This window comes from Aquirufa salirivi, from assembly GCF_045310485.1.
Lineage (GTDB): Bacteria > Bacteroidota > Bacteroidia > Cytophagales > Spirosomataceae > Aquirufa > Aquirufa salirivi.
Genome location: NZ_JBEWZH010000002.1, coordinates 61,799 through 86,562, shown reverse-complemented (window position 1 = coordinate 86,562; position 24,764 = coordinate 61,799). Strand labels below are relative to the sequence as shown.

Annotated in this window: 23 protein-coding genes; 10 read left to right on the top strand and 13 right to left on the bottom strand. The window is 38.3% G+C overall.

From position 1 onward, the window contains the following. Positions 1 to 304 precede the first annotated feature (304 nt). Genes U0R11_RS02780 through U0R11_RS02770 form a run of 3 tightly spaced genes read left to right on the top strand, consistent with a single transcriptional unit; the run spans position 305 to position 3,573 of the window. Positions 305 to 2,395, top strand: coding sequence for a nitrite reductase (locus U0R11_RS02780; RefSeq protein WP_406749691.1), 2,091 nt, complete (start codon positions 305 to 307; stop codon positions 2,393 to 2,395). A gap of 1 nt (position 2,396) precedes the next feature. Continuing rightward, positions 2,397 to 3,194 carry a uroporphyrinogen-III C-methyltransferase gene (gene cobA, locus U0R11_RS02775; protein WP_406749690.1) on the top strand — a complete coding sequence of 266 codons (798 nt, stop codon included), beginning with the start codon at positions 2,397 to 2,399 and terminating at the stop codon, positions 3,192 to 3,194. Next, on the top strand, positions 3,184 to 3,573 hold the full coding sequence (locus U0R11_RS02770) for a RidA family protein (protein ID WP_406749689.1): 390 nt from the start codon (positions 3,184 to 3,186) through the stop codon (positions 3,571 to 3,573). The genes cobA and U0R11_RS02770 overlap by 11 nt, the downstream gene beginning before the upstream one ends. A 93-nt stretch (positions 3,574 to 3,666) precedes the next feature. On the opposite strand, the gene U0R11_RS02765 is transcribed toward U0R11_RS02770, so the two are convergent. Continuing rightward, positions 3,667 to 4,650, bottom strand: a complete 984-nt coding sequence (locus tag U0R11_RS02765) for a bifunctional heptose 7-phosphate kinase/heptose 1-phosphate adenyltransferase (RefSeq protein ID WP_406749688.1) — start codon at positions 4,648 to 4,650, stop codon at positions 3,667 to 3,669. 2 nt (positions 4,651 to 4,652) lie between these two features. Beyond that, positions 4,653 to 5,633: a GTP 3',8-cyclase MoaA gene (gene moaA / locus U0R11_RS02760; protein ID WP_406750042.1), complete on the bottom strand. Its 981-nt coding sequence runs from the start codon at positions 5,631 to 5,633 to the stop codon at positions 4,653 to 4,655. A gap of 80 nt (positions 5,634 to 5,713) precedes the next feature. Here moaA and U0R11_RS02755 point away from each other — a divergent pair, with 80 nt between their 5' ends. From U0R11_RS02755 to U0R11_RS02730, 6 genes are all read left to right on the top strand, one after another. Beyond that, positions 5,714 to 5,959: a MoaD/ThiS family protein gene (locus U0R11_RS02755; RefSeq protein WP_406749687.1), complete on the top strand. Its 246-nt coding sequence runs from the start codon at positions 5,714 to 5,716 to the stop codon at positions 5,957 to 5,959. Positions 5,960 to 6,057: 98 nt separating this feature from the next. After that, on the top strand, positions 6,058 to 7,899 hold the full coding sequence (locus U0R11_RS02750; RefSeq protein ID WP_406749686.1) for an NADH-quinone oxidoreductase subunit 5 family protein: 1,842 nt from the start codon (positions 6,058 to 6,060) through the stop codon (positions 7,897 to 7,899). Positions 7,900 to 7,920: 21 nt separating this feature from the next. Then, on the top strand, positions 7,921 to 9,582 hold the full coding sequence (locus U0R11_RS02745) for a complex I subunit 4 family protein (protein WP_406749685.1): 1,662 nt from the start codon (positions 7,921 to 7,923) through the stop codon (positions 9,580 to 9,582). Between the two features lie 7 nt (positions 9,583 to 9,589). Continuing rightward, positions 9,590 to 9,949, top strand: a complete 360-nt coding sequence (locus U0R11_RS02740; RefSeq protein WP_406749684.1) for a TM2 domain-containing protein — start codon at positions 9,590 to 9,592, stop codon at positions 9,947 to 9,949. 28 nt (positions 9,950 to 9,977) lie between these two features. After that, complete coding sequence (locus tag U0R11_RS02735; RefSeq protein ID WP_406749683.1) at positions 9,978 to 10,874, top strand: hydroxypyruvate isomerase family protein; 897 nt, start codon at positions 9,978 to 9,980, stop codon at positions 10,872 to 10,874. 155 nt (positions 10,875 to 11,029) lie between these two features. Continuing rightward, positions 11,030 to 14,290 (top strand): T9SS type A sorting domain-containing protein, encoded by a 3,261-nt coding sequence (locus U0R11_RS02730; protein WP_406749682.1) that lies wholly within the window; start codon positions 11,030 to 11,032, stop codon positions 14,288 to 14,290. Positions 14,291 to 14,476: 186 nt separating this feature from the next. Here the strand turns inward: U0R11_RS02730 and U0R11_RS02725 are convergent, their stop codons facing one another. The 8 genes from U0R11_RS02725 to U0R11_RS02690 form a co-directional block, all read right to left on the bottom strand. Next, the gene (locus U0R11_RS02725; protein ID WP_406749681.1) at positions 14,477 to 15,250 is read right to left on the bottom strand and encodes an SDR family NAD(P)-dependent oxidoreductase; all 774 of its coding nucleotides are present in this window, start codon (positions 15,248 to 15,250) and stop codon (positions 14,477 to 14,479) included. 68 nt (positions 15,251 to 15,318) lie between these two features. Continuing rightward, positions 15,319 to 17,022, bottom strand: coding sequence for a tetratricopeptide repeat protein (locus U0R11_RS02720; protein WP_406749680.1), 1,704 nt, complete (start codon positions 17,020 to 17,022; stop codon positions 15,319 to 15,321). 151 nt (positions 17,023 to 17,173) lie between these two features. Continuing rightward, entirely contained in the window at positions 17,174 to 18,118 is a 945-nt protein-coding gene (locus U0R11_RS02715; protein ID WP_406749679.1) for a PstS family phosphate ABC transporter substrate-binding protein, read from the bottom strand. Beyond that, entirely contained in the window at positions 18,108 to 18,350 is a 243-nt protein-coding gene (locus tag U0R11_RS02710; protein ID WP_406749678.1) for a hypothetical protein, read from the bottom strand. The genes U0R11_RS02715 and U0R11_RS02710 overlap by 11 nt, the downstream gene beginning before the upstream one ends. 82 nt (positions 18,351 to 18,432) lie before the next feature. Continuing rightward, complete coding sequence (locus U0R11_RS02705; RefSeq protein ID WP_406749677.1) at positions 18,433 to 19,173, bottom strand: energy transducer TonB; 741 nt, start codon at positions 19,171 to 19,173, stop codon at positions 18,433 to 18,435. Positions 19,174 to 19,298: 125 nt separating this feature from the next. After that, complete coding sequence (locus tag U0R11_RS02700) at positions 19,299 to 19,814, bottom strand: ExbD/TolR family protein (RefSeq protein WP_166231856.1); 516 nt, start codon at positions 19,812 to 19,814, stop codon at positions 19,299 to 19,301. 24 nt (positions 19,815 to 19,838) lie between these two features. After that, on the bottom strand, positions 19,839 to 20,444 hold the full coding sequence (locus U0R11_RS02695) for an ExbD/TolR family protein (protein WP_406749676.1): 606 nt from the start codon (positions 20,442 to 20,444) through the stop codon (positions 19,839 to 19,841). A gap of 72 nt (positions 20,445 to 20,516) precedes the next feature. After that, entirely contained in the window at positions 20,517 to 21,353 is an 837-nt protein-coding gene (locus U0R11_RS02690; protein ID WP_406749675.1) for a MotA/TolQ/ExbB proton channel family protein, read from the bottom strand. Positions 21,354 to 21,707: 354 nt separating this feature from the next. Between U0R11_RS02690 and U0R11_RS02685 the strand changes: the two genes are divergently transcribed. Beyond that, positions 21,708 to 22,037 carry a DUF721 domain-containing protein gene (locus U0R11_RS02685; RefSeq protein ID WP_166374532.1) on the top strand — a complete coding sequence of 110 codons (330 nt, stop codon included), beginning with the start codon at positions 21,708 to 21,710 and terminating at the stop codon, positions 22,035 to 22,037. Here U0R11_RS02685 and U0R11_RS02680 read toward each other — a convergent pair. Genes U0R11_RS02680 through U0R11_RS02670 form a run of 3 tightly spaced genes read right to left on the bottom strand, consistent with a single transcriptional unit; the run spans position 22,015 to position 24,675 of the window. Then, the gene (locus tag U0R11_RS02680; protein ID WP_406749674.1) at positions 22,015 to 23,184 is read right to left on the bottom strand and encodes a glycosyltransferase family 87 protein; all 1,170 of its coding nucleotides are present in this window, start codon (positions 23,182 to 23,184) and stop codon (positions 22,015 to 22,017) included. The genes U0R11_RS02685 and U0R11_RS02680 overlap by 23 nt on opposite strands. Next, complete coding sequence (locus tag U0R11_RS02675; protein ID WP_406749673.1) at positions 23,174 to 23,968, bottom strand: polysaccharide deacetylase family protein; 795 nt, start codon at positions 23,966 to 23,968, stop codon at positions 23,174 to 23,176. The genes U0R11_RS02680 and U0R11_RS02675 overlap by 11 nt, the downstream gene beginning before the upstream one ends. Next, the gene (locus U0R11_RS02670) at positions 23,965 to 24,675 is read right to left on the bottom strand and encodes a glycosyltransferase family 2 protein (RefSeq protein WP_406749672.1); all 711 of its coding nucleotides are present in this window, start codon (positions 24,673 to 24,675) and stop codon (positions 23,965 to 23,967) included. Before U0R11_RS02670 ends, U0R11_RS02675 begins: the two co-directional genes overlap by 4 nt. Positions 24,676 to 24,764 lie beyond the last annotated feature (89 nt).

Here is a 24,764-nt window from a genome sequence, read left to right as displayed (position 1 = left end):
TAATCAATTCTTTTGAAGAATGGAAGTCACTATTCATATCCTTTACATTTTGTTACGATTTCAAGCTATTTTCATACAACTCAATCCACAAAATACTACTTAGCTGGCCTTTATAGCCACTGGCTAAGAAATCAATTTACAGACATGACTTGATCAGCCATTAAATATTAGCACGGTATCCAAGATTACCAAGCAAAAGTTTTTTACATTCGAATGAAAAATCCTTGGTCGAATAGCGTTGAATTTGTAATTTTGCTTAAAATCTATATATTATATAGAGTATATAAGATTAAAATACGCCATTATGCAAAGCTTCCGCTCAGAAATAGAAAATCCTATAGTAGAAAAAGACATCATTGATCTTGCTAATAAAATTGCTCAATTCCGAGCTGGTGAGATACATGAGGAGAAATTTCGTAGCCTTCGATTGGCTCGAGGTGTATATGGCCAGAGACAACAAGGTGTACAAATGGTTCGCATTAAACTTCCTTATGGAAAAATTAAGTTCAACCAGTGGAGACGCATTGCGGCTATTTCAGATGAATATTCGACTGGGAATTTACATTTAACGACGCGTCAGGATATTCAAATTCACTTTGTTTCCTTGGACCGTACTCCTGAATTATGGGCTAAATTAGAACAAGACGACATTACACTACGTGAAGCTTGTGGAAATACCGTTAGAAATATTACGGCCTCTCCTACCTCGGGTATAGATCCTTTAGAATTATTTGATGTGAGTGCCCATGCTGACACGGCTTTTCGATATTTATTGAGAAACCCGATTTGCCAAGAAATGGGAAGAAAAGTGAAAATATCTTTTTCCAATACAGACGAAGATACTTCCTTGGCGTATTTGCATGATATGGGATTTATTCCTAAAATTCAACAAGGAGTGAAAGGGTTTAAAGTGGTAGTTGGTGGAGGCTTAGGTGCTCAACCGATGTTAGCTTATACGGCCTATGAGTTTTTAGCTGAGAACAAAATCATTCCATTCATGGAAGCGGTATTACGTGTGTTTGACCGTCATGGAGAAAGAAACTCTCGCCATAAAGCGCGAATGAAGTTTCTCATTCAAAAAATTGGATTTGAGGCGTTCATGGATTTGGTCAATGTCGAAACTAAAGCTTTAAAAAATCAGGTAGTAGATATTCCTAGCGATGGTATTTGGGAAGTTTCTATTCCGACAAAACTAGCTGATCTTCCAGAGGATGGTTCTGCCGAGTATCAAACATGGTTAAGTTCCAATACCTTCGAACAAAAGCAAGCAGGCTATTTTGGTGTTTATGTTCGCATTTTAAATGGTAATATTTCCAGCGATACATCTAGAAGCATCATGCAAGCTTTGGAAGGATATATTGGCGATGATGTTCGTATTACCATAAATCAAGGTTTGTTATTCAAATTTGTTCCAAAACAAAACTTAGCTTATGTCTACCAAATACTAAAAGACCATGATTTAGCATCTCCTGGAGCAAATTCAGTGGCTAATATCACGGCTTGTCCTGGTACTGATACCTGTAATTTAGCTATTTCTGATTCTACCAATATTACGTCAAAATTAGAGGAAGTAATCTCTCAAGATTTTCCGGAGTTAATTCATGATAGCCAGATGAAAATCAAAATTTCGGGTTGTATGAATGCTTGTGGACAACACAGCATGGCCAGTATTGGATTTCATGGCTCATCGTTAAAAGCGCCAGACAAACGGGTTCTTCCTGCTTTACAAGTTCTTTTGGGCGGAGCCACCTTAGGAAATGGAGATGGTAAAATAGCCGATAAAGTGATAAAAGTTCCTTCCAAAAGGGGCCCTGAAGTTTTACGCGTAGTCTTAAACAACTATGAAGAAAATGCCTTAGAAGGTGAATATTTCCACCAATATTACGATCGTCAAGGTGAGAAATATTTCTATACTTTGCTTAAACCCATTGCAGATTTACAAACACTGGTAGATGATGATTTCATTGACTGGGGAGCAGCTGAGGCCTTTCACACGGAAATTGGTGTGGGAGAATGCGCCAGCGTGATCATTGATTTAGTAGCGACATTGCTATTTGAATCCGAAGAAAAATACGATTGGTGCAAAAATGCCTTAGAAGATAAGCGCTGGGCAGATGCTATTTATCACGCTTACAGTGTATTTGTTTCTGCTGCCAAAGCCTTGTTGTTAGATAAAAGTGTACAAGTTTCAACACAACATGCCGTAATTACGAAATTTGATGAACAATATGTTCAAACAGGTGATTTTGATTTACAAGCCGATAGTTTTTCTGCTTTAGTGCTTCAAATCAACCAACATGAACCTAGCGAAGCATTTGCAAAAGCTTATGCACAGCAAGCTTTAAGCTTTTTAGAAACTGCCAGTTTATTCCGCCAATCAATCGCCAGTAATTAAGATGATCCAACAATTAAGTCGGTTTAAATCATTGGAACCTCAACCCAAACTGAGCGTGGTGGGGGCAGGTCCTGGTGACCCTGAATTGATTACCTTAAAAGCCATCAAAGCCTTACAAAGTGCTCAAGTAGTTTTATTTGATGCTTTAGTAGATACTTGTCTATTGGATCACTGTTCGGAAGGCTGCGAAAAAATATTTGTGGGAAAAAAAGCGGGTGAAAGTCATTCGCAAGATGCCATCAATGCCCTCATCGTTAAAAAAGCTTATGAATTAGGGCATGTTGTTCGATTAAAAGGAGGTGACCCATTTGTTTTTGGAAGAGGTCAAGAAGAAATAGAATATGCCAAACAATTTGGCTTAATAACAGCCTATATCCCCGGAATTAGCTCATCTTATGCCGCAGCTGGAGCAGCGGATATACCTTTGACTATTAGAGGTGTGAATGAAAGCTTTTGGGTTATGACGGGTACAAAATCCGATGGCTCATTAAGTAATGATTTACAGCTGGGTTTACAATCTACTGCTACCATCGTTATTTTGATGGGCATGCATCGACTAGCCGAAATTTCGAAAATTTGTCAAGAGGCCGGAAAAGCCCAAATTTCAGCAGCAATCGTTCAAAATGGGACCATGTCGCTACAAAAAGTAGGTCTTGGAATTGCTGGAGAACTTGAAAATTTGGCTAAAAATGAAGACCTTCGCAATCCCGCAGTCATTATCATTGGCGAGGTAGTTCGCCATGCTAAGAAAGATATCTGGGAAAAAGTATCACACCTAATTAAAAAAAATGAGCAATAGAATATCCATTTCAAGTGGTTCTCCATTTGAAGACGTATTTGGTTACTGCCGTGCAGTAAAAACAGGAAATTTAGTGGAGATCTCGGGCACTGTGGCCTTAGTAGATGGCGATAAAGTAAAAGAAGATGATTTGTATGCACAAACATATAATATCATTGAGCGAATCGCTGTTGTGTTAGAAGAAGCCGGCTCATCCATCAATGATGTGGTTAGAACACGCATTTTCACGACAGATATTTCAAAAAACTTAGATATTGCCAAGGCTCATGCACATTTCTTTGGAGCAATTAAGCCAACTACTGGTATATATGGAATTTCGGCTTTAATCGCACCGCAGTATAAAGTAGAAATAGAATTCACGGCTTGGGTTAATGAATAGCTTATCAGTTTCCTGATACAATAATTCAAAAAATGGTCCGTTAGACAAACGCTGTCAAGGTTTGGAACCTTGCCAGCGTTGTAAAAAATACCTTTATATCAAGTGGCTTTCTGCTTCTTTTTTCAACAATTCTTTATCAATAGGAACTACACCTAAAGATTCACAAACTAGCCCTCCGCCCAAATTAGCTAAGGAAGCAATATGTCTTGCAGGTAAACCCAATGCTAGTGCACAAGCGGCAATAGAAATCACCGTATCTCCTGCCCCTGAAACATCGGCTATTTGTCTAATGTGTGCCGGTATACGTACTTGTTCTTGCCCTAAGTCCATCAATACTCCTCTTTCTGATAGCGTCACAAATACCCCATCAAAACCTTGACTTTCTTTGAATTGATGAACTGTTTCCAATAATTTTTGCCCCTCCAAATCTTCAGGAAAAAGCCCCAATCCATCACGTAATTCATGTAAATTAGGCTTAAATAAAGTAGCTCCTCGGTAATTAAAAAAGTTACGTTTTTTAGGATCTACTACGGTAGGAATACCCTGTTTTCTGGCCAAAGTAATCACTTCTTGAATGAATTGCTCGTTCAAAACGCCTTTGTCGTAATCCTCAAAAATAATTACATCTATTTCCTTGATACAAGCTTTTACCTTCTCCAAAAGTGCTTGTGAGCTTGCCTGTTGCACGGATTTATCTGTTTCCGAATCAACCCGCAACAATTGCTGAGAACCAGCAATTATCCTTTCTTTAATGGAAGTAATTCTTCCTTTTTCTTCTACAATTCCACTTAGGGAAATCCCTTCTTTCTCCAATAAGAATTTTAATTGTGCTCCAGCCTCATCATCTCCAACCACGGAAACTACCCAAGGTTTAGCCCCTAAACTGGCGATATTCATGACCACATTTCCTGCTCCACCTAGTCTAGCTTCTTTTTTTATCACTTGAACTACTGGAACCGGAGCTTCTGGAGAAATTCGACTCACCTTACCCCATGTATATGCATCTATCATTAAATCCCCAATGACCAAAACCTGTAATTGATCAAAACCCTTGAAAATGTCATTCACTGTTTTCATAACTATCCGCCAATACTAGTCATAGACTCGTTTATAATTCCTTTTCTATTTTTTTCTGCTTCAAAACCGTCTTTAGGTCTATTCCCAAATAAAGTAATGAAGGTCTGTCGAATATCTTCGTCACTTACCCCCTGTCGAAGAAATGCTTTTAAATCGAATACCCCATCGTCATATAAACAAGTTTTCACCTCACCCATAGCTGTGAGGCGAATCCGATTGCAGGTCCCACAAAAAGTCCGACTGAATGCGGCAATCACGCCTACATCTCCTTTAAATCCTGGAATTTGGTATCGAAGTGCCGTTTCTCCATAACTCAAATTAATGGCTTGCATGTCACCAAAATGCGCTTTCAAATGATCCACAATTTTAATGAAATCCCATTTTAAGATCGCTGGACCTTTCCCCGAACCGTTAAAAGGCATTTCTTCGATGAATCGAACAGATATAGGATATTGCTTTGTTAATTGGGCTAAAGCTAGTATATCCAGCTCATTCTTTCCATCCATCACTACAGCATTGATTTTCACTTTAAAATCAGCCTCGATCAATCGCATCATCGTCGAGTAAACCACATCAAAATCATCACGACGAGTAATTTGATGAAAGCGTTTTCTGTCTAATGAATCAAGACTCAAATTGATAGAACGAACCCCTAATTTGGCTAGCTGAGGAATATGCTTTTCTAGCAAAACCCCGTTGCTAGTCAAACAAATTTCTAATCCATCTAATCGACTAAGTTCTTCTAGGAATTCCATGAGCCCTTGACGTATCAAAGGCTCCCCCCCAGTAATTCTGATTTTTCTTAATCCAAGGAAATATAATTGCTGAACGATGCGCATCATTTCTTCCCATGTCAGCAACTGTTTCTCAGGCATGTAGTGAATTCCCTCCTCTGGCATGCAGTAAAAACAGCGCAAATTACATCGGTCTGTAACGGCCAAACGCAAATATGTCATCTCTCTTCCATGATTATCATAGAGAATAGGACGGGATGAAGGTAAGCTTTGAGAAATATCCAATATATTTGTATTATACACAAAGGTACAAAATCGCCCTCAAACGAATGCCAAACTATCGAATTCTACTTTTTGGTTTAACAAGAGATTTACTTCAAAATAAGGAAATTGTGGTGAGTTCTGAGAAAATATTAACCGCCTCACAGCTTTTAGACAAATTAAAATCAAGTTATCCGGCTTTAGCCAACCTTCCTTCTTTACGAATTGCCGCTGAGCATCATTTTCCAGAGGCTAATTTTATCTTGAATGAAGGCATGGAAATTGCCCTAATTCCTCCTGTTAGTGGCGGTTAAACGACAAAGAACTGTATATTTGCACATTAAACTCGTGTAACCCGATGGGCTTAACCCCCTTATTTATTGGCCTCCTCCTTTTCCCTTGGATTTCGGCCATGCTCATCGCAGTTTTTTCCAGAATTCTTACAAGTTTACTTTCTTCCTTTTCCGTCCTTTTAGCTTTCATCCAATTCATTGGATTGATTTATTTTATTTTCCAATTGCAAGGGAATCATCATGCAATTCATTTAACTTGGTTTAGTTTAGGAGATACTGTTTTTAGAGCCAGTTTTGAGGCTAGTTCTTCCTCTCAATTAGTAGCTCTTTTGGTTGCGATAGTTGCATTTTTTGTTCAAATTTTCTCTAGTTCATACCTGAAGGATGAACCTAATTTAGCCCGATATTACTTGTATTTACACCTATTTGCAGCGGCGATGTATGCTTTGCTATTTGCTGATCAAATTTGGATATTTTACGCTTCATGGGAAATGGTGGGTGCCTGTTCCTATTTATTAATCAGCTTTTGGCATCAAAAAGAAGTGGCCATCAAAGCCGCTAAAAAAGCCTTTTTATTAAACCGTTTTGGTGATATTGGACTGCTTATTGGCTTAATCGGATTGTCGATCCATTTCGACACCATGGAATTTTCTAGCATGCAAATTGGTTCAGTAGGCCCTGCTCCTATTACCATTGGAATTGCCTTATTAGTAGGTGCAATAGGTAAATCCGCTCAGTTTCCTTTGATGTCCTGGCTCCCCGATGCCATGGAAGGTCCAACACCTGCTTCTGCCTTAATTCATGCCGCTACCATGGTGGCAGCAGGGGTCTATTTAGGCATTAAAATCTACCCTTTTACAGGTGAAGATACTCATCTTTTCATGGCTGTCATTGGAGCCATTTCTTTGATCAGTGGAGCGGTTTTTGCCCTATTCCAACATGACATAAAAAAAGCGCTGGCGTATTCTACCATTTCCCAATTGGGCCTAATGTGGATGGGTATGGGATCTGACGCTTCACTTTTGCATTTAGTGGTACACGGTATTTTCAAAGCAGGTTTATTTTTGGCTGCTGGATCAGTAATACATTATTTACACCATCAAAAATCAAGTCATCACCTTGACGCCCAAAGTTTAAACCAAATGGGTGGACTTAGAAAACAGCTCCCTTGGACAGCACTCGGCTATGGTGTTTTTGCTGCTAGCTTAATGGGATTGCCTTTCACCAATGGTTTTTTCAGTAAAGAAAACCTAGCTGGACTTCTTTGGGAAAATGCACAAAACAGCCCATTTTACCCCATCTATTGGACTTTACTAGCTTGTCTGGCTGTCGGGATGCTGTTAAGTAATTGGTACATCAGCCGTCAATTCTACCTCATATTCTTGGGAGAGAATCGAGCAAAATTAGCTTTGGAAAAATCCTCAAAGTGGGATTTATCTCAACAAATTCCTGTGATACTCTTAGCCTTGCTTAGTTTGTTTTTCTGGACAAGCTGGAATCCAATTCATACGCAGGAATCAAGCATTCTGAATTGGTTTCAAATAAAAACACTTGAAGTTCCATCCTTTTGGCTTATCATAACAGCCATTAGTTGGGTGCTTGGTCTAAGTTTAACCTGGTTTAGTCGACATTGGATTCCATCAAAAAACTACCAGTTTTTGACAGCTTTTTGGCCTAGCTTATTCCGATTTTTCCCATGGAAAGCTCGCTGGACACATATTATTGACAGCTTTTTATTGGATCGGTTATTGATTTGGATGGCGCAATGGCAGGTGGTGGCAGGACATATCGTCGCTTGGATAGACCAATCGATCGTGGATGGCATGCTGGTAGGATTCAGTACAAAAATGAGTCAATTTTCAGGTCAATTCTTAAGTAAGTGGCAATCTGGAAAAGTTCAGCAATATTGGATATTGGTATTTTTAACATTTGGTCTATTTTTACTTTACGTTTGGATGTAAAAGTCCTATTAAAATAAAATAATGGGTTTACCGCTACTATCATGTATTATTCTTTTGCCATTAATTGGATCCCTAGTGGCTGCCGTAGTGAAATGGGAAAAAGGGATCAAACATTGGGCAACTGGAATTTCAGTCATTCAATTGTTCGCCTTAATCTATTCTGGAACGGAATTTGATCATTCTGCTACATCATTTCAATGGAAAGAGGAATTAAATTGGATTCAATTACCTTTAGGATCCCTTGGAGAATTTGTCATCAAATATTCCCTAGGCCTTGACGGTTTAAGTTTCTTATTGGTCGCTTTAACGGGTTTTATTTCCTTTTTGGCAATCATCAACTCGCACAGCATTCAGGAGAAAAAGGGCGCCTATTTTTCATTGGTATTATTACTAAATGCCGCCTTAATGGGTTGTTTTTTATCGCGCGACTTATTCCTGTTTTATGTATTCTTTGAGTTTATGCTCTTGCCCATGTATTTCCTCATCGGTATTTGGGGAGGACCAAGGAAAAACTATGCATCCATTAAATTCTTCCTATATACATTGATAGGCTCACTTTTTATCCTAATTGTTATGTTAGGTATCAGTTTAGCCTATATTGATCCTTACGAGACAGCAAAACATTTGGGATTAATTCAAGAAGGTCAAAACTTTGATTTGGAAGCGCTGAAAAATATTCAAACAGCCATAGCTAATAAAGAAATAGCCAACTTTGATTTGGTCCATAGCTTTGATATGCAGGCATTAAGTGATGTCAATAATTGTCAAACTACTAGTATTTTACATCCAAATTCAGGTTGGTTACTCAATGGCCTAAGTGCCAGAATGTGGGGGTTTTGGCTACTATTCATTGGTTTTGCGATCAAGCTACCGATGGTCCCTTTACATACTTGGCTTCCCGATGCCCACGTTGAGGCTCCTACTCCTATTTCGGTATTATTAGCGGGTGTTTTGCTTAAAATTGGAGCCTATGGTTGGCTAAGAACGGCGATCCCCTTTTTCCCGAAAGAGGCTTTGGAATCTGCCAATATCATGGCAGCCCTTGGCGCCATTTCCATCATTTACGGGGCGTATAATGCCCTAGCCATGAGTGATTTGAAAAAACTAGTCGCCTATTCCTCCGTTTCACATATGGGTTTTGTGCTCTTAGGAATTGCTTCCTTTCAGGCGGAAGGTTGGCAAGGAGCTATTTATCAATTAGTTTCCCATGGTATTCTATCTTCCTTGCTATTTTTAGTGGTTGGGGTGTTGTATGAAAGAACCCACGATCGACAAATCGACCACTATGCTGGTATTGCTACTTTAATGCCGCGTTTCACCTTGATCTCTGGAATTGCCATTTTTGCATCCTTGGGATTGCCTGGTTTTTCTGGGTTTATTGGGGAATTTTTTAGTCTATTAGGAGCGTTTACTAGTCCCTATATTCATCCAGCATGGGCAGTTTGGGGGGCATTTGGTATATTATTGGGTGCAGGATATTTCTTATGGACCTTCCAAAAAGTCTATTTAGGTAAAACAAATCTCTTTAATTCTGCATGGGAATTACCGGATTTAAATCGCTTAGAAATATTTAGTTTGTTTAGTCTTGGTATATTAAGCATCCTTTTCGGTATATTACCACAATTAATCTTGGATTGGTCCAAATACTTTGTTTCCAATTTCTTGACCACCCTACCCTACTAACAAGCCTATGAACCCTAGATTTTTGCCATTAATTTCTCAATTAGAAATTGAAGAAATGATTGCCGTCAAACAAAAACTGAATGGCCTCAGTGACAGTCAACAAGAACAATTTTTAGGCATTTACTTGGCTAGAAGAAGAGATACATTATTGATACTTCTATGTACACTCATGGGTTTTGTGGGTTTCGCAGGAATACACCGCTTTGTTACCAACCGAATCGGCTTAGGTCTACTCTATTTTTTTACAGGAGGCTTATTGTTGATAGGGACCATCGTGGATTTAATCAAATACAAAAAGATTGCCCTGAAATACAATATGAACGTATTAGAAGAAACCAGTAGCTTGATTGGAAACTGGCAGGGTTAAAACCAATTAATTAAGAAAAACCATTACGATGAAAACAACATTCACAAGAAGAGATGTCATTAAAAATTCAGCAGGATTGGCAGGTCTAGGTTTCTTAGGTAATTCCATGGAACACCGTTTTATTGAAGCGGATAAACAAGCTGGAATGGATTTAAAAGGTAAAGTTAATCACTCAGCTTGTCGCTGGTGCTATCAGGCTATACCTTTTGAAGAATTAGTCATGAATGCCAAAAAAATTGGTTTACAGTCCATTGAGCTTACTGGACCTGATGAGTGGGATATTTTGAAAAAGCATGATATGACTGCTGCCATTGGTTGGGGTAAATATCCTGAAGGAATGGGACTTCCCAATTTTTTCAACAAGGTAAAAAACCATGATCAATTGGTCGCTTTTTATGAGGATTTAATCCCTAAGGCCGCTAAAGTAGGCGTTAAAAATTTAATTACTTTTTCTGGTAACCGAGACGGAATGAGTGATGAACAAGGCTTATTGAATTGTAAAAAAGGCTTACAGCGTATCATGAAAACGGCAGAGCGCCATGATGTGACGATTTCCATGGAATTACTCAACTCCAAAGTTAATCACAAAGATTATCAAGCTGATCACACCGAATGGGGTGCTGTCTTGTGTGAAATGGTGGGTTCTGATAAGTTTAAATTACTATACGATATCTACCACATGCAAATCATGGAAGGAGACGTAATAGCAACCATTAAAAAACATCATCAATATATTTCTCACTACCATACAGGTGGTGTCCCAGGCAGAAATGAAATTGATGAGAGCCAAGAATTAAATTATGCAGCGATCATCAAAGCTATTTATGATACGGGATATAAAGGTTTTATTGGTCAGGAATTTATTCCAGCACGTGCCGATAAAATGGCCTCTTTAGAGCAAGCTGTTAAGATCTGCGATATCTAATTGCCAAACTATTGATATTTACGCAAGCTATTGAATTTCAACAGCTTGCGTATTTTTTTTGCCAACAAGCTCATAATTTCATTTCTTTAAGTTTTCAAGGCTTTTTAGCTTCAGGCTTAATTTCCTGATTTGAACTCACATAACAAGAGTTCAAGATGAAAAAGCACTATTTCTACCTACTACTCCTATTCATTTGCTGGGAAATACAGGGGCAATGTCCTATCATTCAATCTCAGCCTACCTCACAAACTGATTGTGATGGGAATAGTATCCGAATGATTGTTAATAGTGATGGCGATCAGTTCCAATGGGAGAAGAAACGACCAATTGATAGTCAATTTAGCACTATTTCAGGGGCTACTAGTGCCAATTATCAAATCTATCCCAGTGGAGGAACCTTACATCCCTCAGGCACGGTATATCGAGTAAAGGTTAGCAAAAATACATGTCAGGTGTATTCTCAAGAGGCCAATATCACCTTACACAGTATCACATCCATTGTTAATCCAAGCATTTGTGAGCGTGGCACTGGCACCTTGATACCTCAAATTTCAAGTACATCATTGGCACAAGTTCAACATTATCAATGGACTAGGTCGATCAATGGTGGACCCTTTGAGGATTTGGTTGATGACGTAAATTTTAGTGGGACAAAAAGCAAAGACTTGGTTATTTCACAAGCCATGATGAGTTTAAGTAGTCAAAAAATCAAGGTAAGAATCAACTTTTCTATCAGTCCTAACAATGATAATGAAGGCTCATTAACCAATGAAAACCAGTCAAGCTCCTGCCCTAGAACTTCTTCAGAAGTAAGTTTACAAATTAAAAATGTACCTATCCCCAGCCATGCCTCCAACCTATATAAAGGTTGTATAGATAGCCCAATTACCTTGAATTCTACTGGCTGCTCTCCTTACAGTACTTATTGGCATGATGCCCAAGGACAAAAAATTGGCGAAGGGGCCCGTATTTCTGTCACCCCAATGGATGCATCAGCCCATTTATTTAAAGCCACATGTTTTAAAAATGGATGTGAAAGCCTTCCATCCCTCGGTACATATGCGCAAGCTTTTCCTATCCCTCCTGCGCCCATGAATAGTGGAACACCCTCTCAAGTATGTAGTGGCTCTGTAATTAGCTTTAAGGCTTCGGGAGGAAGTAATAATTTATGGTACCTTAACTCAACGGATAAAAACACCATTAGCACCGCTACTTCCATTAACGTAAGTCAAACCACCAATGTTGGGCAAGATGTTCTGGAAATCACCCGATGGGTATCACAAAAAATCAATGAGTGTGAAAGTCCAAAAACAGCTATTCGAGTTAATGTTTCTCCTTCTATTTTGGCTGATGCTGGAGAAAATAAACAACTAAAAGGGGATGATTTATATGATACCGATTTATTTACCACTGCCATGAAGGGAAAGCCTCCATATAGTTTTACATGGTCAACGAGCAACAATACTCCTATTAGTGCATTTAAAGCTAGTAATCCTCGTATTGGCCCATTTCGTTCTTCTACTTATGTTAAAATTGAAGTCAAAGACCAATTAAATTGCTTGGCTAAAGACTCCGTTTATATTCAGTGGGAAAACCAAGTATTACATACTCCTCAAGATAGTATCAACCATCCTGAAATACCTCAAGATAGCACAGTAGCATCTACACCAGAAATTGACGAAGGCGATGGTGCTCAAATCCCAGATGATGAAGATGACATAGAAGAGGAAGAAAATAATGATGATGAAGCAACAGAGGAAATTAGTATCCCAACTTGGTATGAGATTACTTATACGATGGAACCATTATGTCAACAAGATGCTTATAAAATCCAAGTTCAAGGTTGTCCAGGAAATGTGATGTACTACAATCAATATGGACCAGAGTTCATGAGAGCACAAGGCTCCGAATGGATTGTAGATGCAAGGTTTGAATTATATGTACAGATACGTTGCTCAGAGTCAAATAGCCGTGTCATCAATTTGACAATTCCCGAATTGAAAAGACCTAACATTGCCATTATCAAAAATTTTGAACGCTATGTTTGTCATGATCAAATGGCTCAGATAGAAATAGATCATAAGTATAAAAATCAATTCATCGGATGGGAAAAAGATGGGCATTTTTTTTCTGAGGCTTTCATCTTACATCAAACATTAGAAGCTGGACAATATCAAGCGATCATTCAGCAAAACACTTGTTTCTACCGAAGCGAAATTTTGGACCTTGAAGTTCGCTTAGCTCCACCAGCATCAACCATTACTGCCTCAAAATCATCACTTTGTTTACAAGATAGTTCCTTATTGAAAATGGAAAATACATTCCCTTATATCCGATGGAAAACGGGTGAAAAGGAAAGTCACATCCAATTTAAGGCAATAAAATCCGGCCAATTTGAATTCCAAGCTCAGGTCAGTCAAGATAATCAGTGTTGGTCAGATTGGTCTGTACCTTATCTTATCCAAGTTCATGAAAATCCGCAACAACCCAAAATAGTGGCTTGGCCAGCACTAGGTTTTTGTCAAGGAGATTCCATCCAATTAAAAGCTCCCACAAACTTTCTAGGCTATCAATGGAATACAGGAATGACAACACAATCTAGCTATGTGAAAAAAATAGGATGGTATTGGTTGAAAGTACAAAATCATTTTGGCTGCTGGTCTATCTCAAGTGACTCTCTCCAGACATATCATTATCCAGAAGAACCCACTCCTATCGTTGAGGCAATTCCTGCCAGACAATTTTGCTCAGGCGAAAGCATTCAATTACAAGCAAGTCTAGCCCATGCTTACTTATGGAAAAATGATTCCACTGAACCAAACATTCAAATTACTGATTCTGGAAATTATTGGCTTACAACTCAAAATAAATTTGGGTGCTGGTCCAAAAGAAATGAAGAAATCAGTATTTATCGGCGAGAAAAGCCCTTAATACCCGCCATTAAAAAATCGGGGAACTATTTTCTTGAAGCCATCAGTTTGGATCTACCAGATGAATATGAATGGAAAAAAGACAATCAAAAGCTGAATGAATACCAGGCATTAATCAAAGCTAAAGAAATAGGAGTATTTGAGGTCAGGGCAAAAAAACAATATGACCTTTTTCAATCGGAAAGTATTGTATGTTATTCCCCTTTTCAAAAAATAAGCATGAGCATTCCAGAAAATATGCAAGGCATATCCATTTATCCAAATCCCTCTAAGAATGGAATATTACATCTAGAACTTTTAGAAGATATTCAAGGTGCAGAAGCCAAGGTATTTGACTTCATAGGTAATGAAATCGTAAGCTACAACTTACCCCCAAGTTCCAAGCCCATCAGCCTACAGCTACCCGACCTCCCGGCTGGGACCTATATTTTAAAAATCATTGCCCCAAATTACAGCAAAGAGAAAATGATTATCCTTAATCGATAACTAAGGATTGAACAGACTCATACAAATAACAATACGCATTCTTAACAAGAAGAGGCTGCCTTTAAAGGATAGCCTCTCTTTCTTTTATTCAAATCTCTGATGTTTACACGAGGTTATTGAAGGGATTCTCGAAGCGACCTATTGCATTTGAGACTGCATCTTCAAAACTTTAAACCTGCATATATATTACTCATAAATCCCTTTTGCTACTTTTTCACTTAGCGATTTAGGCATTAACCAAGCAAGCGTAGCTCCTAGTTTATTAATGAATCCTGTAATGACTTCCGGTTTATGAGCAAACAGACCTTCCACAGCCAAACGAGCTACCTCTTTTGGGGTCATGACTACTTTTTCAGCTGCTCTCCTAGCCTTATCTTGTAAATTGGCCCGATCATTGAAATTAGTAGAGGTTGCACCCGGGCTAACTACCGTAACTTGGATTCCTTTCGATTTCCATTCATGATATAAACCACGAGAAAAATTCAAAACAAACACCTTACTTGCGGCATATAAACTCATCAAAGGAATGGCCTGATAGGCAGTGGAACTTGCGATATTTAACACATAAGCTTGTCCCTTTCCTTGCAATAAAGGAAAGAATCGATAGCAAGCTTCTGTTAATGCATTCATATTAACCTGCATCATTTGTTGATTTTCCTCCCAAGTATATGATTCAAATGCGCCTACTAGTCCATATCCAGCATTATTCACCAAAATTCTCACATCCACTTGCTTCTCCACTACCCATTCATATAATTGGGCAACGGATCCAGGCTGGGATAGATCTAAGGGTAAATAATCCACTTCCAGTGAGAAGTGCGACTTGATTTCATCGCTTACTTGATGTAATTCTTGGGCATTGCGTGCTACTAGAAACAAATTATACCCCCTGGCAGCTAATTCCAAAGCTATTTCTTTTCCTATTCCTTTACTAGCACCGGTAACGATAGCGTATGACATGATGTATCTGAATTGATTGTTAATCGAGTTAAAAATAAAAAGCTGCATAAAGCAGCTTTTTATTCAATTTATTTCTTTGGAGCCGCAGCTGGTGCTGCAGGTGCTGGGTTGAAATAAGCTTTGATATCTGGATCATCTGGCTTAATCTCCTGAGCCTTAGTAAATAATTCTTTTACTTTAGTTTCGTCCTTAGTAACCGATAAATGATATCCACCTAAGAATTTAAGTGCCTCGAATAACTGGTTCTTATCTTCTTTGTATTGAGTACTTTTTTCTGCTTTTTGTTGTTCTACTGAAGCCAAGAACTTCTCATAATAAGGAGCTCCTAACCATTTAGTACCCGTGTAATCAATGAAGTTGTTCGCACGTGCACGGTTAATATAGAACGGAGGCCACTTATCATTAATCTCGATAGCTTTAGCAAACATAGAATCAGCTCTCATGGCCATAGCAGGGCGACCTAACGTATCCGCGCGATCCATGTAAGCAGAAGTCAAATAAAAGTCCATGGCTACTTTAAAATAATCCCCTGAACCTACTGTTTGGCTTTTCTTCTTTTTCCATTCGATACTTCCTAAACCTGCCTTAGCCGCATCAGCATATCTCTTTTGCTTGTAACGCACATCATGAATGATAGAATACACGTTGTTATTTGTATCTAAAGGAGCCGCTCTTTCAAGATAAAGTAAAGCAATTGAATCTTTTCCTAGACCTTGGTAACCTTTACCAAAGTATAAATCATCCATGAAATATGGCTTAACTCCTTTTTTCACCATACCATCTAAGTTTTCAATACCTTGTTGAAAATTACCCATCTCCACATTGGCATATCCACGCATACGAAAGATGTCATTGTCTTTAACCCCCTTCTTATCTGCTTCGTCAGTAAACTTCATTGCTCCTTCATAATCCTTTGACAAGAATAACAATTTAGCTGTTTCCAAAGTCACTTCTGGAGTAGCTTCCGCTTTTTCTAAATACTTTCTGAAATAACGTGCGGCATTTTTGTATTGGTTACCTACGATTAGATACTCACCATAACGACGGTGTGCAGGGGCGTAGTTAGAATCTAAATCAATAGCTTCTTTGTAACGAGCTTGTGTTTCTTTGTAGTTTTTACCACGTAAATACACAATACCTATTTTCACTTTTGCTTTTACATTTTTAGGATCTTGTAACAATGCTTGCTCGTATGCGGTTACGGCATTACCTCCATCATTTTTAATCAAGAACGCATCACCTTTCACAATGTACTGAGCAGGATTAGGCATCTTCTTTGTTTTTTCTTGAATCAAATCAATCAAACGAATAGCTTCACCTGGATCATTGTTGTTAGCATTAAAGCTATCTTCTTTTCCCAAAATATAAAACATCTCATATGCCTCAGCAATACGGTGCAATACATCAGGATTTTTTTCTTTTGTCTCCTTAATGATACGATCAAATTCAGCTTTAGCTGCCGACACATTATTTTGACCGACCAAAATAGACGCTAAACCTACTTGATTCAAATAGTTTTTAGGATCAGCAGCTTTACCTTTTTCAAAGGCCGCTTTGGCATTATTCCAATCACGTAGATTCAGGTAATAATAACCAAGAAAATAGTAATTTTCACCTGTAGGAGCCGAAGCTACTAAAGATTCAAAAACTTGCTTTGCTCTACTTGGCTGATGACGATCTAAAAAATGCAAACCATCTTGGATTGTTTGCCCGAAGGCCACATTGGATACTAATAATCCCAAACCCAGTATCCACGATTTCATTTTCTTCATTGTTCATTTAAATTAATTGCGATTCTTAATAATTCTCAGGCCTTAAATTGAAATAATTCAATTAAATATCGTAAAAGTTTAGTTTTTTACGAACTACAAAATTAATTATAATTCTTCAATATTTTATTAGACAATGTCAATTAAATATGGTCTATTGACTAATTTGATACTGCCTAATCGTGATAGGACGGGTCAGTGGAATTAATCCAGCTTTCAAAACGACCAATTGCCCCATGTCACCACATACATAATTCACAAATCCTGTTCCTAAGCCCATGTGTGACTCTTTCAAAATTATCTTAATATCTCTACGCAAAGGATATTTCTTCAGCGCCAAGTTATAACCGAAAGGTTGATAATAATCAGCTGATGAATTACTTTTCTTTTCGCTAAGAGACATCACATGAACAGAACGAATAAAACCTAAAGATGTTGGATTATCCCCATCACTTATCCAATTAGAACCAATCAATCCTAGGGCATTTTTATGTGCCTTTACGTACTCAATAACAGCTTTGTTGGACCCGGCAGCAAATATCGGAAGTGGTTTATTGATATCAAGACCAAATTTATCAACCAAAAATTTAATGTTACTTGAATTCGCTTTATCAACGACTAATGCCACTTCTCCTTGGGTACTTTTAGCTCCAAGTGACTCCCAAGTTTTATTCTCGCCAGTCAGCAAGGATTTCAAGGTAGGAAGAGACATTAAGGTGTCAACATTTTGAGGATGTACTAAAAGAGCCAATCCATCAGCTGCAAAATTATAACTACGGTAGCTTACTTTTTCTCTCGTAAATATTTCTTTTTCATTTTCGGTCAAATCGCGCGTAACGACCACAGCCCTAACCTTCTCATTTAGGAGATCGGCAATGGCTTCATTTTCTGCATGAAAATCAAAGTTGATTTTAGCAAAGTGATAATTATTCTCAAATGCCGATTTTTCGGCTAATAACAAGGGCTGAAAAGATTCATCCACAGCCACCGATATTTCACCTTGTGCAGGACCATCTGAAAATTTGCTATCCTTGGATTTACTACAAGAAACTATACTAGCTAATACTAGTAAACTAAGCCCTAAAGATTTAATCTTCATAATTGCCATAATCTGGATCTTTTGTTTCACTAACATATAAAAAAGCACGCCAAATACGAAATAATCCGTACAGCATAAACAAAATTCCTAGCCAAAAAGTAGTTGGCATCTCCATCAACATCCCTAATTGAAAATCGGACCAGAATCCAATGTAATAGCCTAATAAAAAATAGGCTAGAGCGGCAAAAAAGCGAAATAAAACATTAATCCAAACTGCTGCTGGGCGTGCCATAGTCAAAATAGAAAAATTGTTAAACAATCAGACCTGCCAAATAAAAGAATTTAGCAGGTCTGAAAAATGAATGGGAAATCGATTATTCGGAAAGTACGAACGTAATCGGCTGAGTGAATCGAGAGCGTACCGCACGACCTGATTGCTTACCAGGCGTCCATTTTGGTACAGACTTAATTACACGCATTGCTTCTTCGTCGCAACCAAACCCTACAGATTTCAATACAGTTACATCTTGGATAGTACCATCCGTATTCACAACGAATTGTACATATACCTTACCGCCTACGTTAGCACGTTGAGCAGCAGATGGATACTTCAAGTTTTTCTGCAAGAAACGTCCGAAAGCCGCAGGTCCACCTGGGAATTCTGCTTGTTGCTCTACCGCTGTAAAGATTTCCTCTTCAGCAGGTTTTGGTGGCTCAACTGGCTCTTCTTTTCCTTTAGCATCTGGATCTACGGGAGGTTCGTAATTCTCCGTTTCACCTTTAACTGTTTCACTAGCTGTGTTACCACGTACCTCTTCTGGTGGTGGCTCAGGCTTAGTTACCTCTTCATCATGTTTGATTTCAGGAGGCAAGAATTTAGTTGTCGTCACCTTAGGAATTTCTTTCGGTGGTGGCGGCGGTGGTGGCGGTGGCAACTCGACCTTCTTAGCAGGTGGTGGAGTGTCCAATTTCATTACTTCGGCTGTCACCTCTGTTTTCTCAGAATTAGAGGCAGTTAACTGTTTCCAGAATGCTGCCAATAACAATGCACCAACAAAAAGTGCTGAGCCTAGTAATACAGACCGCTTGATGACCTTAGGATACGTTGTCCTCAAAAGAAAAGCACCATACTCCCGGTTCTTATCTTTAAAGATAATGTCATCTAATGTAGCATCTTGGCTTATTACTTGTGACATAGTTTATGTTATTTAAAAATTAATTTAAAAGGCTTTTGACCAAATTACTTTCCTGAACGTTTGATTAAAGCTTCAGTATCTGGATCAATTTCTAATAATGCATAACGCTTGTTATTAGTAATTGCACACTCATCCAGCATATCTACCATATTACGGTATTTCGCTTTTTTGGTTGGCTTAATTACCAGAGTAAAGTTGCTACCAACTTTAGCCTTTAAATCCGTGATAACTTTACGGATTCCCGTGTCAGAATAATCGGTCACCTCTAACTTGGTGCCTGCTTCAGTTGGGATACCTTGGTAGTAATACACCTTATTCTCGTCAGGACACACAGTTAGTGTTTCTGACAATTTTACAGGTGATGTTTCCTTTGTATCCGTTTTATCAGGCATGTTTAATTGCATGGTAACGGGCTTTGCCAACGTAGTCGTCAACATAAAGAAAGTGATAAGAAGAAAGCCTAAGTCCACCATCGGTGTCATGTCAATTTTGGTTGACATTTTTTTACTTCGCTTCTTCCCGCCTTTCTTACCCCCACCGGAGCTATCTATTTCTGCCATTTCTTTTTCGAATTAGAATGTAAATTATTTTGGTTTATTCTCAGGAGATGTAATCAACTGGAAGATATTAATATTCTGGGCTTGCAAGGTACCGATGATATCAGCAAATACTTTGTAGCTCGAATTTTGATCTCCTTTGATGGCAACCTTCAACTCTGGATTGGATAATTTGGCATAGCCTACCCAATAGGATAACTCATTGTTAGATGAATCAATAGGTATACCTTTTATAAATCCTTTATCCTTAGCTTCAGAAGGTTTCATATTCAACACCTGACGCATCGCACCAGCTGGGTATCCGACGATTTCAGAACTCATGTAGTTCTTCTTCATTTCGCCTGTTAAAGCAACTCCATAGCGATTAGCCATGCGCTCTAACATAAATTCCCTAGCCATTTGATCATCAGTTGCCAAATAAACCCCTCCCTCATTGGAAACACTGATGGTTAACATACCATCTTTCGCATTCAGAGCTTTCTCTGAAATAGATGATGGTGGTGTAATCGTAACTGCCTCTTCTGGACGGAACTTCGCGGTTAACATGAAGAACGTAAGCAGAAGAAAAGCCACGTCACACATCGCTGTCATATCGAGTGAAACACTATGTCGTTTGGCTTTAACTTTTGGCATAACAATTTTATTTTGAACGGTGAAAAAAATGAAAAATCAGAATGAAAAAATCATTCCGCATTGGTTCAAATATTAATTGTGATGCGTAGCATAGTTTTGGTTAACGCTCAAACCAATCTCATCAATGCTGTAAGTCAACTCATCAATTTTAGATGTGAAAACGTTGTAAGCGATGATACAGATAGCTGAAGTACCAATACCTAATGCAGTATTTACAAGAGCCTCAGAGATACCGTTTGCCAAAGCAGATGCATCTGTTGATCCTCCTGAGTTACCTAATGCAGAGAACGCCTTAATCATACCAACTACCGTTCCTAATAGACCCAATAAAGTTGATACTGACGCTAATGTTGCAATGATAGTTAAGTTTTTCTCCAACATGGGTAATTCCAATGAAGTAGCTTCTTCAACTTCTTTGCTTAATGCTGATAATTTTTGCTCTTTATCTAAAGAACCATCAGTAATCAATTGCTTATACTTTTTAACAGCAGAAAGAGTTACGTTTCCTACTGAACCTTTTTGCTTTTCGCAAGCTTTCAAAGCGCCTTCAACATCATCTTTGTCTAGAGCTGCTTGGATACCACGAACGAATGCGTTAACATCACCAGTTCCTTTTGCTTTACCAATTGTAACTAAACGCTCAATTGAGAATGTTAAAGCTGTCAAGAAACAAGTCATTAACACGGGCACAATCACACCACCTTTGTACACGATACCAAAGTAATCGCCTGGAATTGGGTGACCTTCATTGGTTCCACCTTCGAAGTGAGAGCCATCACCCATAATGAATTGGAAAATCAATAATGCAATGACGAATAGAATGACAAGAATTAAACCTGCAGAAATTCCGCCAGATTTTTTTTCGGGTGCAGCTGGCTTAGCAGCTGGCTTTGGTTGTTGTGTACTCATTAGTTTGGTAATTTGGGGTTAAAGAATTATTTAAAAATAAAACTCGCGAAAATACAACGTAGCAGTTTTCATAGATTTCTAAGCGTCCGCTGTTTTTTTCAGTAAAGGCAAAAGTAATGCAATTCTTAATTAATTTTTACACGGGTTTATCTAAAAAGTTCTCATTTTTTTCATATCACTAGGGTACCTATTGTACTATCCTGATATTTTAAACTAAATACGTCACTTTATTAGGTACTTTTTCGAGAATTAAAAAATTAAAAAAAAATGAAAAAAAATTAATTTAAACCGTTAAATCGACGAAAGTCCTCTTTAAAAATTCTAACTTTAAACTCTAAAACAACCTTTTATCACATGGATTCTCCCTTTTATCCAAAACGACTTAAACCCTCAACTCGCAAAGAATCTAGCCATTCTTTGAAGGAGGTGATCGAGTCCATGCTGAAAGTCTACCAAATACAAGGAAAGTACGAGGAAACCTTTGTCAGTGCGCACTGGGAAGAAATCATGGGAAAACCCATCGCTGCACGTACCCAGAAGGTCTATGTACACCAACAAAAGCTCTTTTTACAAATTAATTCTGCTCCACTCAAAAAAGAACTCATGATGGCCAAACAGAAGATGATAGAACTCATCAATAAACACGCCAAATCTGATTTAATTAAAGACGTGGTATTTCTTTAGGTCCTAGTTTGACTAAATCCCAGGCAATTGCCAACCAAACCAATAACAAGGGCAAAATCATCAGCCCCAATGGATTGACCCATTCATTTCTAAGCCATTGGGGAAATAAATCCGTCGGGGAAAAACTAGAAATCAATAAAGTTAGCAGCAACAAAGCCCATCGAGATTTCGTTTTCTCTCCCAAAACAAACCAGATGCCTACTCCCGGAAAGGCCATAATTAAAGTAGGTGACTCCGTTCCTGTACTTGCCAACATCAAATAAATACTCACAAAAGCCAAGATTCTCAGTTGAAAAGATAAATCCTTCCATTTTTTAACTTGGAAAAAGACATACACATTTAATATCATCGAAGGAATCAAAAACCATAAATTGGACAGAGTACCGTCTCCTGTCCATCGACGAAACATCCCCATGACGCATACATCTGTACGTAAGTTTCGAATGTCTACATTTAACTCATTTTTGTGCGACAAAACCTCTTTCCAGCCCATGTAGGTAGACATCCCATAGTCCCAACCTCCCAATAACATAGGAAGTAATAAGATTAACAACATCCAAAAAATTAAATATCCCGCCAATCGAAGTGGTTTTTTAGAAAAAAAGAAAAAGGCTAGCCCGACTACTCCATATAACTTGATACAAATACCTAATACAATCCAAAGGGCAGCCCAAGCATCCTGTCCCCTATTAATGCAGATATAAGACCACAAAATTAGCGCGATACACAATGGATGAAATTGGGTATTCAATAAAGCCGTTACAGTGGAATTCAAGATGATCCAAGATATAGCTACCCGCTTTTTTTGATCCAATGGCAAATTCCAAACAGCTGAAAAAAGGACTAAAGCATTTATCACATTCCAAACCGTCACACTAATGCCTGTAGGTAAGAAAGCAAATGGCGCCATCAAAATAGCAAAAATGGGACCGTACAAGTATAGATCGAAATATTCCTTCGGATATTCAAGGTACAAAGGCATTCTTTGGATGAAGTGACCGTAGCTCGACTTAAATATGATGAAATTATTGATGTGAGAGTGAAGCTCCCCGAGATTATATTGTTTAATCCCTGTAAAAAGTCCAGCTATGAACCATAGACCTAATAAGACCTCGTAACGAGCATAAAATGCAGGTTTATTTTCCATTTTCTAATTGCGTAACAAAATTTTCGATGGTCATAAACTCCCCCAAGCCTTCCTTTTGCAAATACAAAATCAAGGATTTCAATTTGGAAACCAACGCTCCTTTTGAACCACGACTCACATGTGCCGGTAATGGGTATTTCGATAAATCTGCGAATTCCCAAGGATGAAAATATAGATTCAAAAAACCATGCTTCTTTAAGGTTTCTTTGCACATTTGCTGGTAGGCAAACAATGGAAAGTTTTTAAATGCTAACCAAAATAATGGAATCCTGAAATTCGGAGTAACTGATGCGGGGATGTTCCAAAGCCCCTTTTCATAAAACGGTAACTTGGAAGCCTTTAAGTGATTATATCTACCCGGGATCCAAGTTGGATTCAAGGAAGAATGGTACTTATAACCTGCTTGTACTATATCTGATTCTTCAACATGCTGCATTCTAGCCATTCTAAAACCTACTACCTTTCTTCCGCTAAGTTCTTCCAAAAGTACTCGGGAAGACAGCAGGTCCGTTTTCGGATCAAACTTACTGTGATAAAATCCATGAGAAGCCAATTCATGCTGGGCATCTAATCCTTTGATCCATTCAGGATTGTGTTTCGCATAAACTCCCGTACAAAATACCGTGCAAGGAACTTGGGTCTGAGTGATAACAGACATGAATTCCTCCAAACCCTTTCTTGATTGTTCTAATTGTTCGTCCAAATCCATTGTATAACCATACTCCAAAGGAATATCGCATTCTTCTACATCAATGGTCAATAAAATGGCAGGAGCTTGTTTCATTTAAAAAAGACGCCTCGGATTAAGATAGAAACAAAATTGAATAATTCGGTTAAAATGGTTTTAGGCTTCATGGTAGAAAAATGTATCCCTTCTCGCACCTGCACATAAATCCAATCCATCTGAATATCCTTTTGCTTAGACACTAAAACCAAAAATTCCATATCAAACAGAAATGCGGAAATTGTTGTCTTTAGAAAAATTTCTTTCCCTTTGGCATTAAATCCCTTCAATCCTGACTGCGTATCTTTCACTTTTAAGCTAGGGAAAAACAAATAATTCATCAATTTGAGCGAAAGTGAAAAAATCTTCCTTCGAAATGGTAGTTGGTCATAATATTGCTCATCGCGAACCCCGACTACCACATCGGCTTGTCCCTGGTCTAACCTTCGGTACATTTCCCAGGCATTTTCCATCCTGTAAGGATAATCCGCATCGGTATAGATCACCAAATCTCCTTGACACTGACGAATGGCATGCCTTAATGCCCCTCCTTTTCCTAGGTTTTGACTTAAAGGAATGAAGGTGAAATGAGGGATTGCTTGTTGTAAAGTCTCAATATCCACTGAATGCACCCCATGTTTACTTCCATCATCTACCACATAGACATGTACTTCTACATCGGATGGAATACGTGACATAAATAAGTTATAATGACGAATTAAATCCTCTGCCCAGCCCGAATGAGGGTTGTAACATGGATGAACCAAGTCTAGGATTTTATTTGTCTTTGGAGTAGTCAAACAGGGATATTTTTTGCAATAATACGAAAATTAAGCCTTGGGTTAAAGGGAAAAAT

Excerpts from the sequence above, each read along its gene's own strand:
- U0R11_RS02780 (WP_406749691.1), top strand. The coding sequence starts at position 305 with ATGCAAAGCTTCCGCTCAGAAATAGAAAATCCTATAGTAGAAAAAGAC.
- cobA (WP_406749690.1), top strand. The coding sequence starts at position 2,397 with ATGATCCAACAATTAAGTCGGTTTAAATCATTGGAACCTCAACCCAAA.
- U0R11_RS02770 (WP_406749689.1), top strand. The coding sequence starts at position 3,184 with ATGAGCAATAGAATATCCATTTCAAGTGGTTCTCCATTTGAAGACGTA.
- U0R11_RS02765 (WP_406749688.1), bottom strand. The coding sequence starts at position 4,650 with ATGAAAACAGTGAATGACATTTTCAAGGGTTTTGATCAATTACAGGTT.
- U0R11_RS02755 (WP_406749687.1), top strand. The coding sequence starts at position 5,714 with ATGCCAAACTATCGAATTCTACTTTTTGGTTTAACAAGAGATTTACTT.
- U0R11_RS02750 (WP_406749686.1), top strand. The coding sequence starts at position 6,058 with ATGCTCATCGCAGTTTTTTCCAGAATTCTTACAAGTTTACTTTCTTCC.
- U0R11_RS02745 (WP_406749685.1), top strand. The coding sequence starts at position 7,921 with ATGGGTTTACCGCTACTATCATGTATTATTCTTTTGCCATTAATTGGA.
- U0R11_RS02740 (WP_406749684.1), top strand. The coding sequence starts at position 9,590 with ATGAACCCTAGATTTTTGCCATTAATTTCTCAATTAGAAATTGAAGAA.
- U0R11_RS02735 (WP_406749683.1), top strand. The coding sequence starts at position 9,978 with ATGAAAACAACATTCACAAGAAGAGATGTCATTAAAAATTCAGCAGGA.
- U0R11_RS02730 (WP_406749682.1), top strand. The coding sequence starts at position 11,030 with ATGAAAAAGCACTATTTCTACCTACTACTCCTATTCATTTGCTGGGAA.
- U0R11_RS02725 (WP_406749681.1), bottom strand. The coding sequence starts at position 15,250 with ATGTCATACGCTATCGTTACCGGTGCTAGTAAAGGAATAGGAAAAGAA.
- U0R11_RS02720 (WP_406749680.1), bottom strand. The coding sequence starts at position 17,022 with ATGAAGAAAATGAAATCGTGGATACTGGGTTTGGGATTATTAGTATCC.
- U0R11_RS02715 (WP_406749679.1), bottom strand. The coding sequence starts at position 18,118 with ATGAAGATTAAATCTTTAGGGCTTAGTTTACTAGTATTAGCTAGTATA.
- U0R11_RS02710 (WP_406749678.1), bottom strand. The coding sequence starts at position 18,350 with ATGGCACGCCCAGCAGCAGTTTGGATTAATGTTTTATTTCGCTTTTTT.
- U0R11_RS02700 (WP_166231856.1), bottom strand. The coding sequence starts at position 19,814 with ATGGCAGAAATAGATAGCTCCGGTGGGGGTAAGAAAGGCGGGAAGAAG.
- U0R11_RS02695 (WP_406749676.1), bottom strand. The coding sequence starts at position 20,444 with ATGCCAAAAGTTAAAGCCAAACGACATAGTGTTTCACTCGATATGACA.
- U0R11_RS02690 (WP_406749675.1), bottom strand. The coding sequence starts at position 21,353 with ATGAGTACACAACAACCAAAGCCAGCTGCTAAGCCAGCTGCACCCGAA.
- U0R11_RS02685 (WP_166374532.1), top strand. The coding sequence starts at position 21,708 with ATGGATTCTCCCTTTTATCCAAAACGACTTAAACCCTCAACTCGCAAA.
- U0R11_RS02680 (WP_406749674.1), bottom strand. The coding sequence starts at position 23,184 with ATGGAAAATAAACCTGCATTTTATGCTCGTTACGAGGTCTTATTAGGT.
- U0R11_RS02675 (WP_406749673.1), bottom strand. The coding sequence starts at position 23,968 with ATGAAACAAGCTCCTGCCATTTTATTGACCATTGATGTAGAAGAATGC.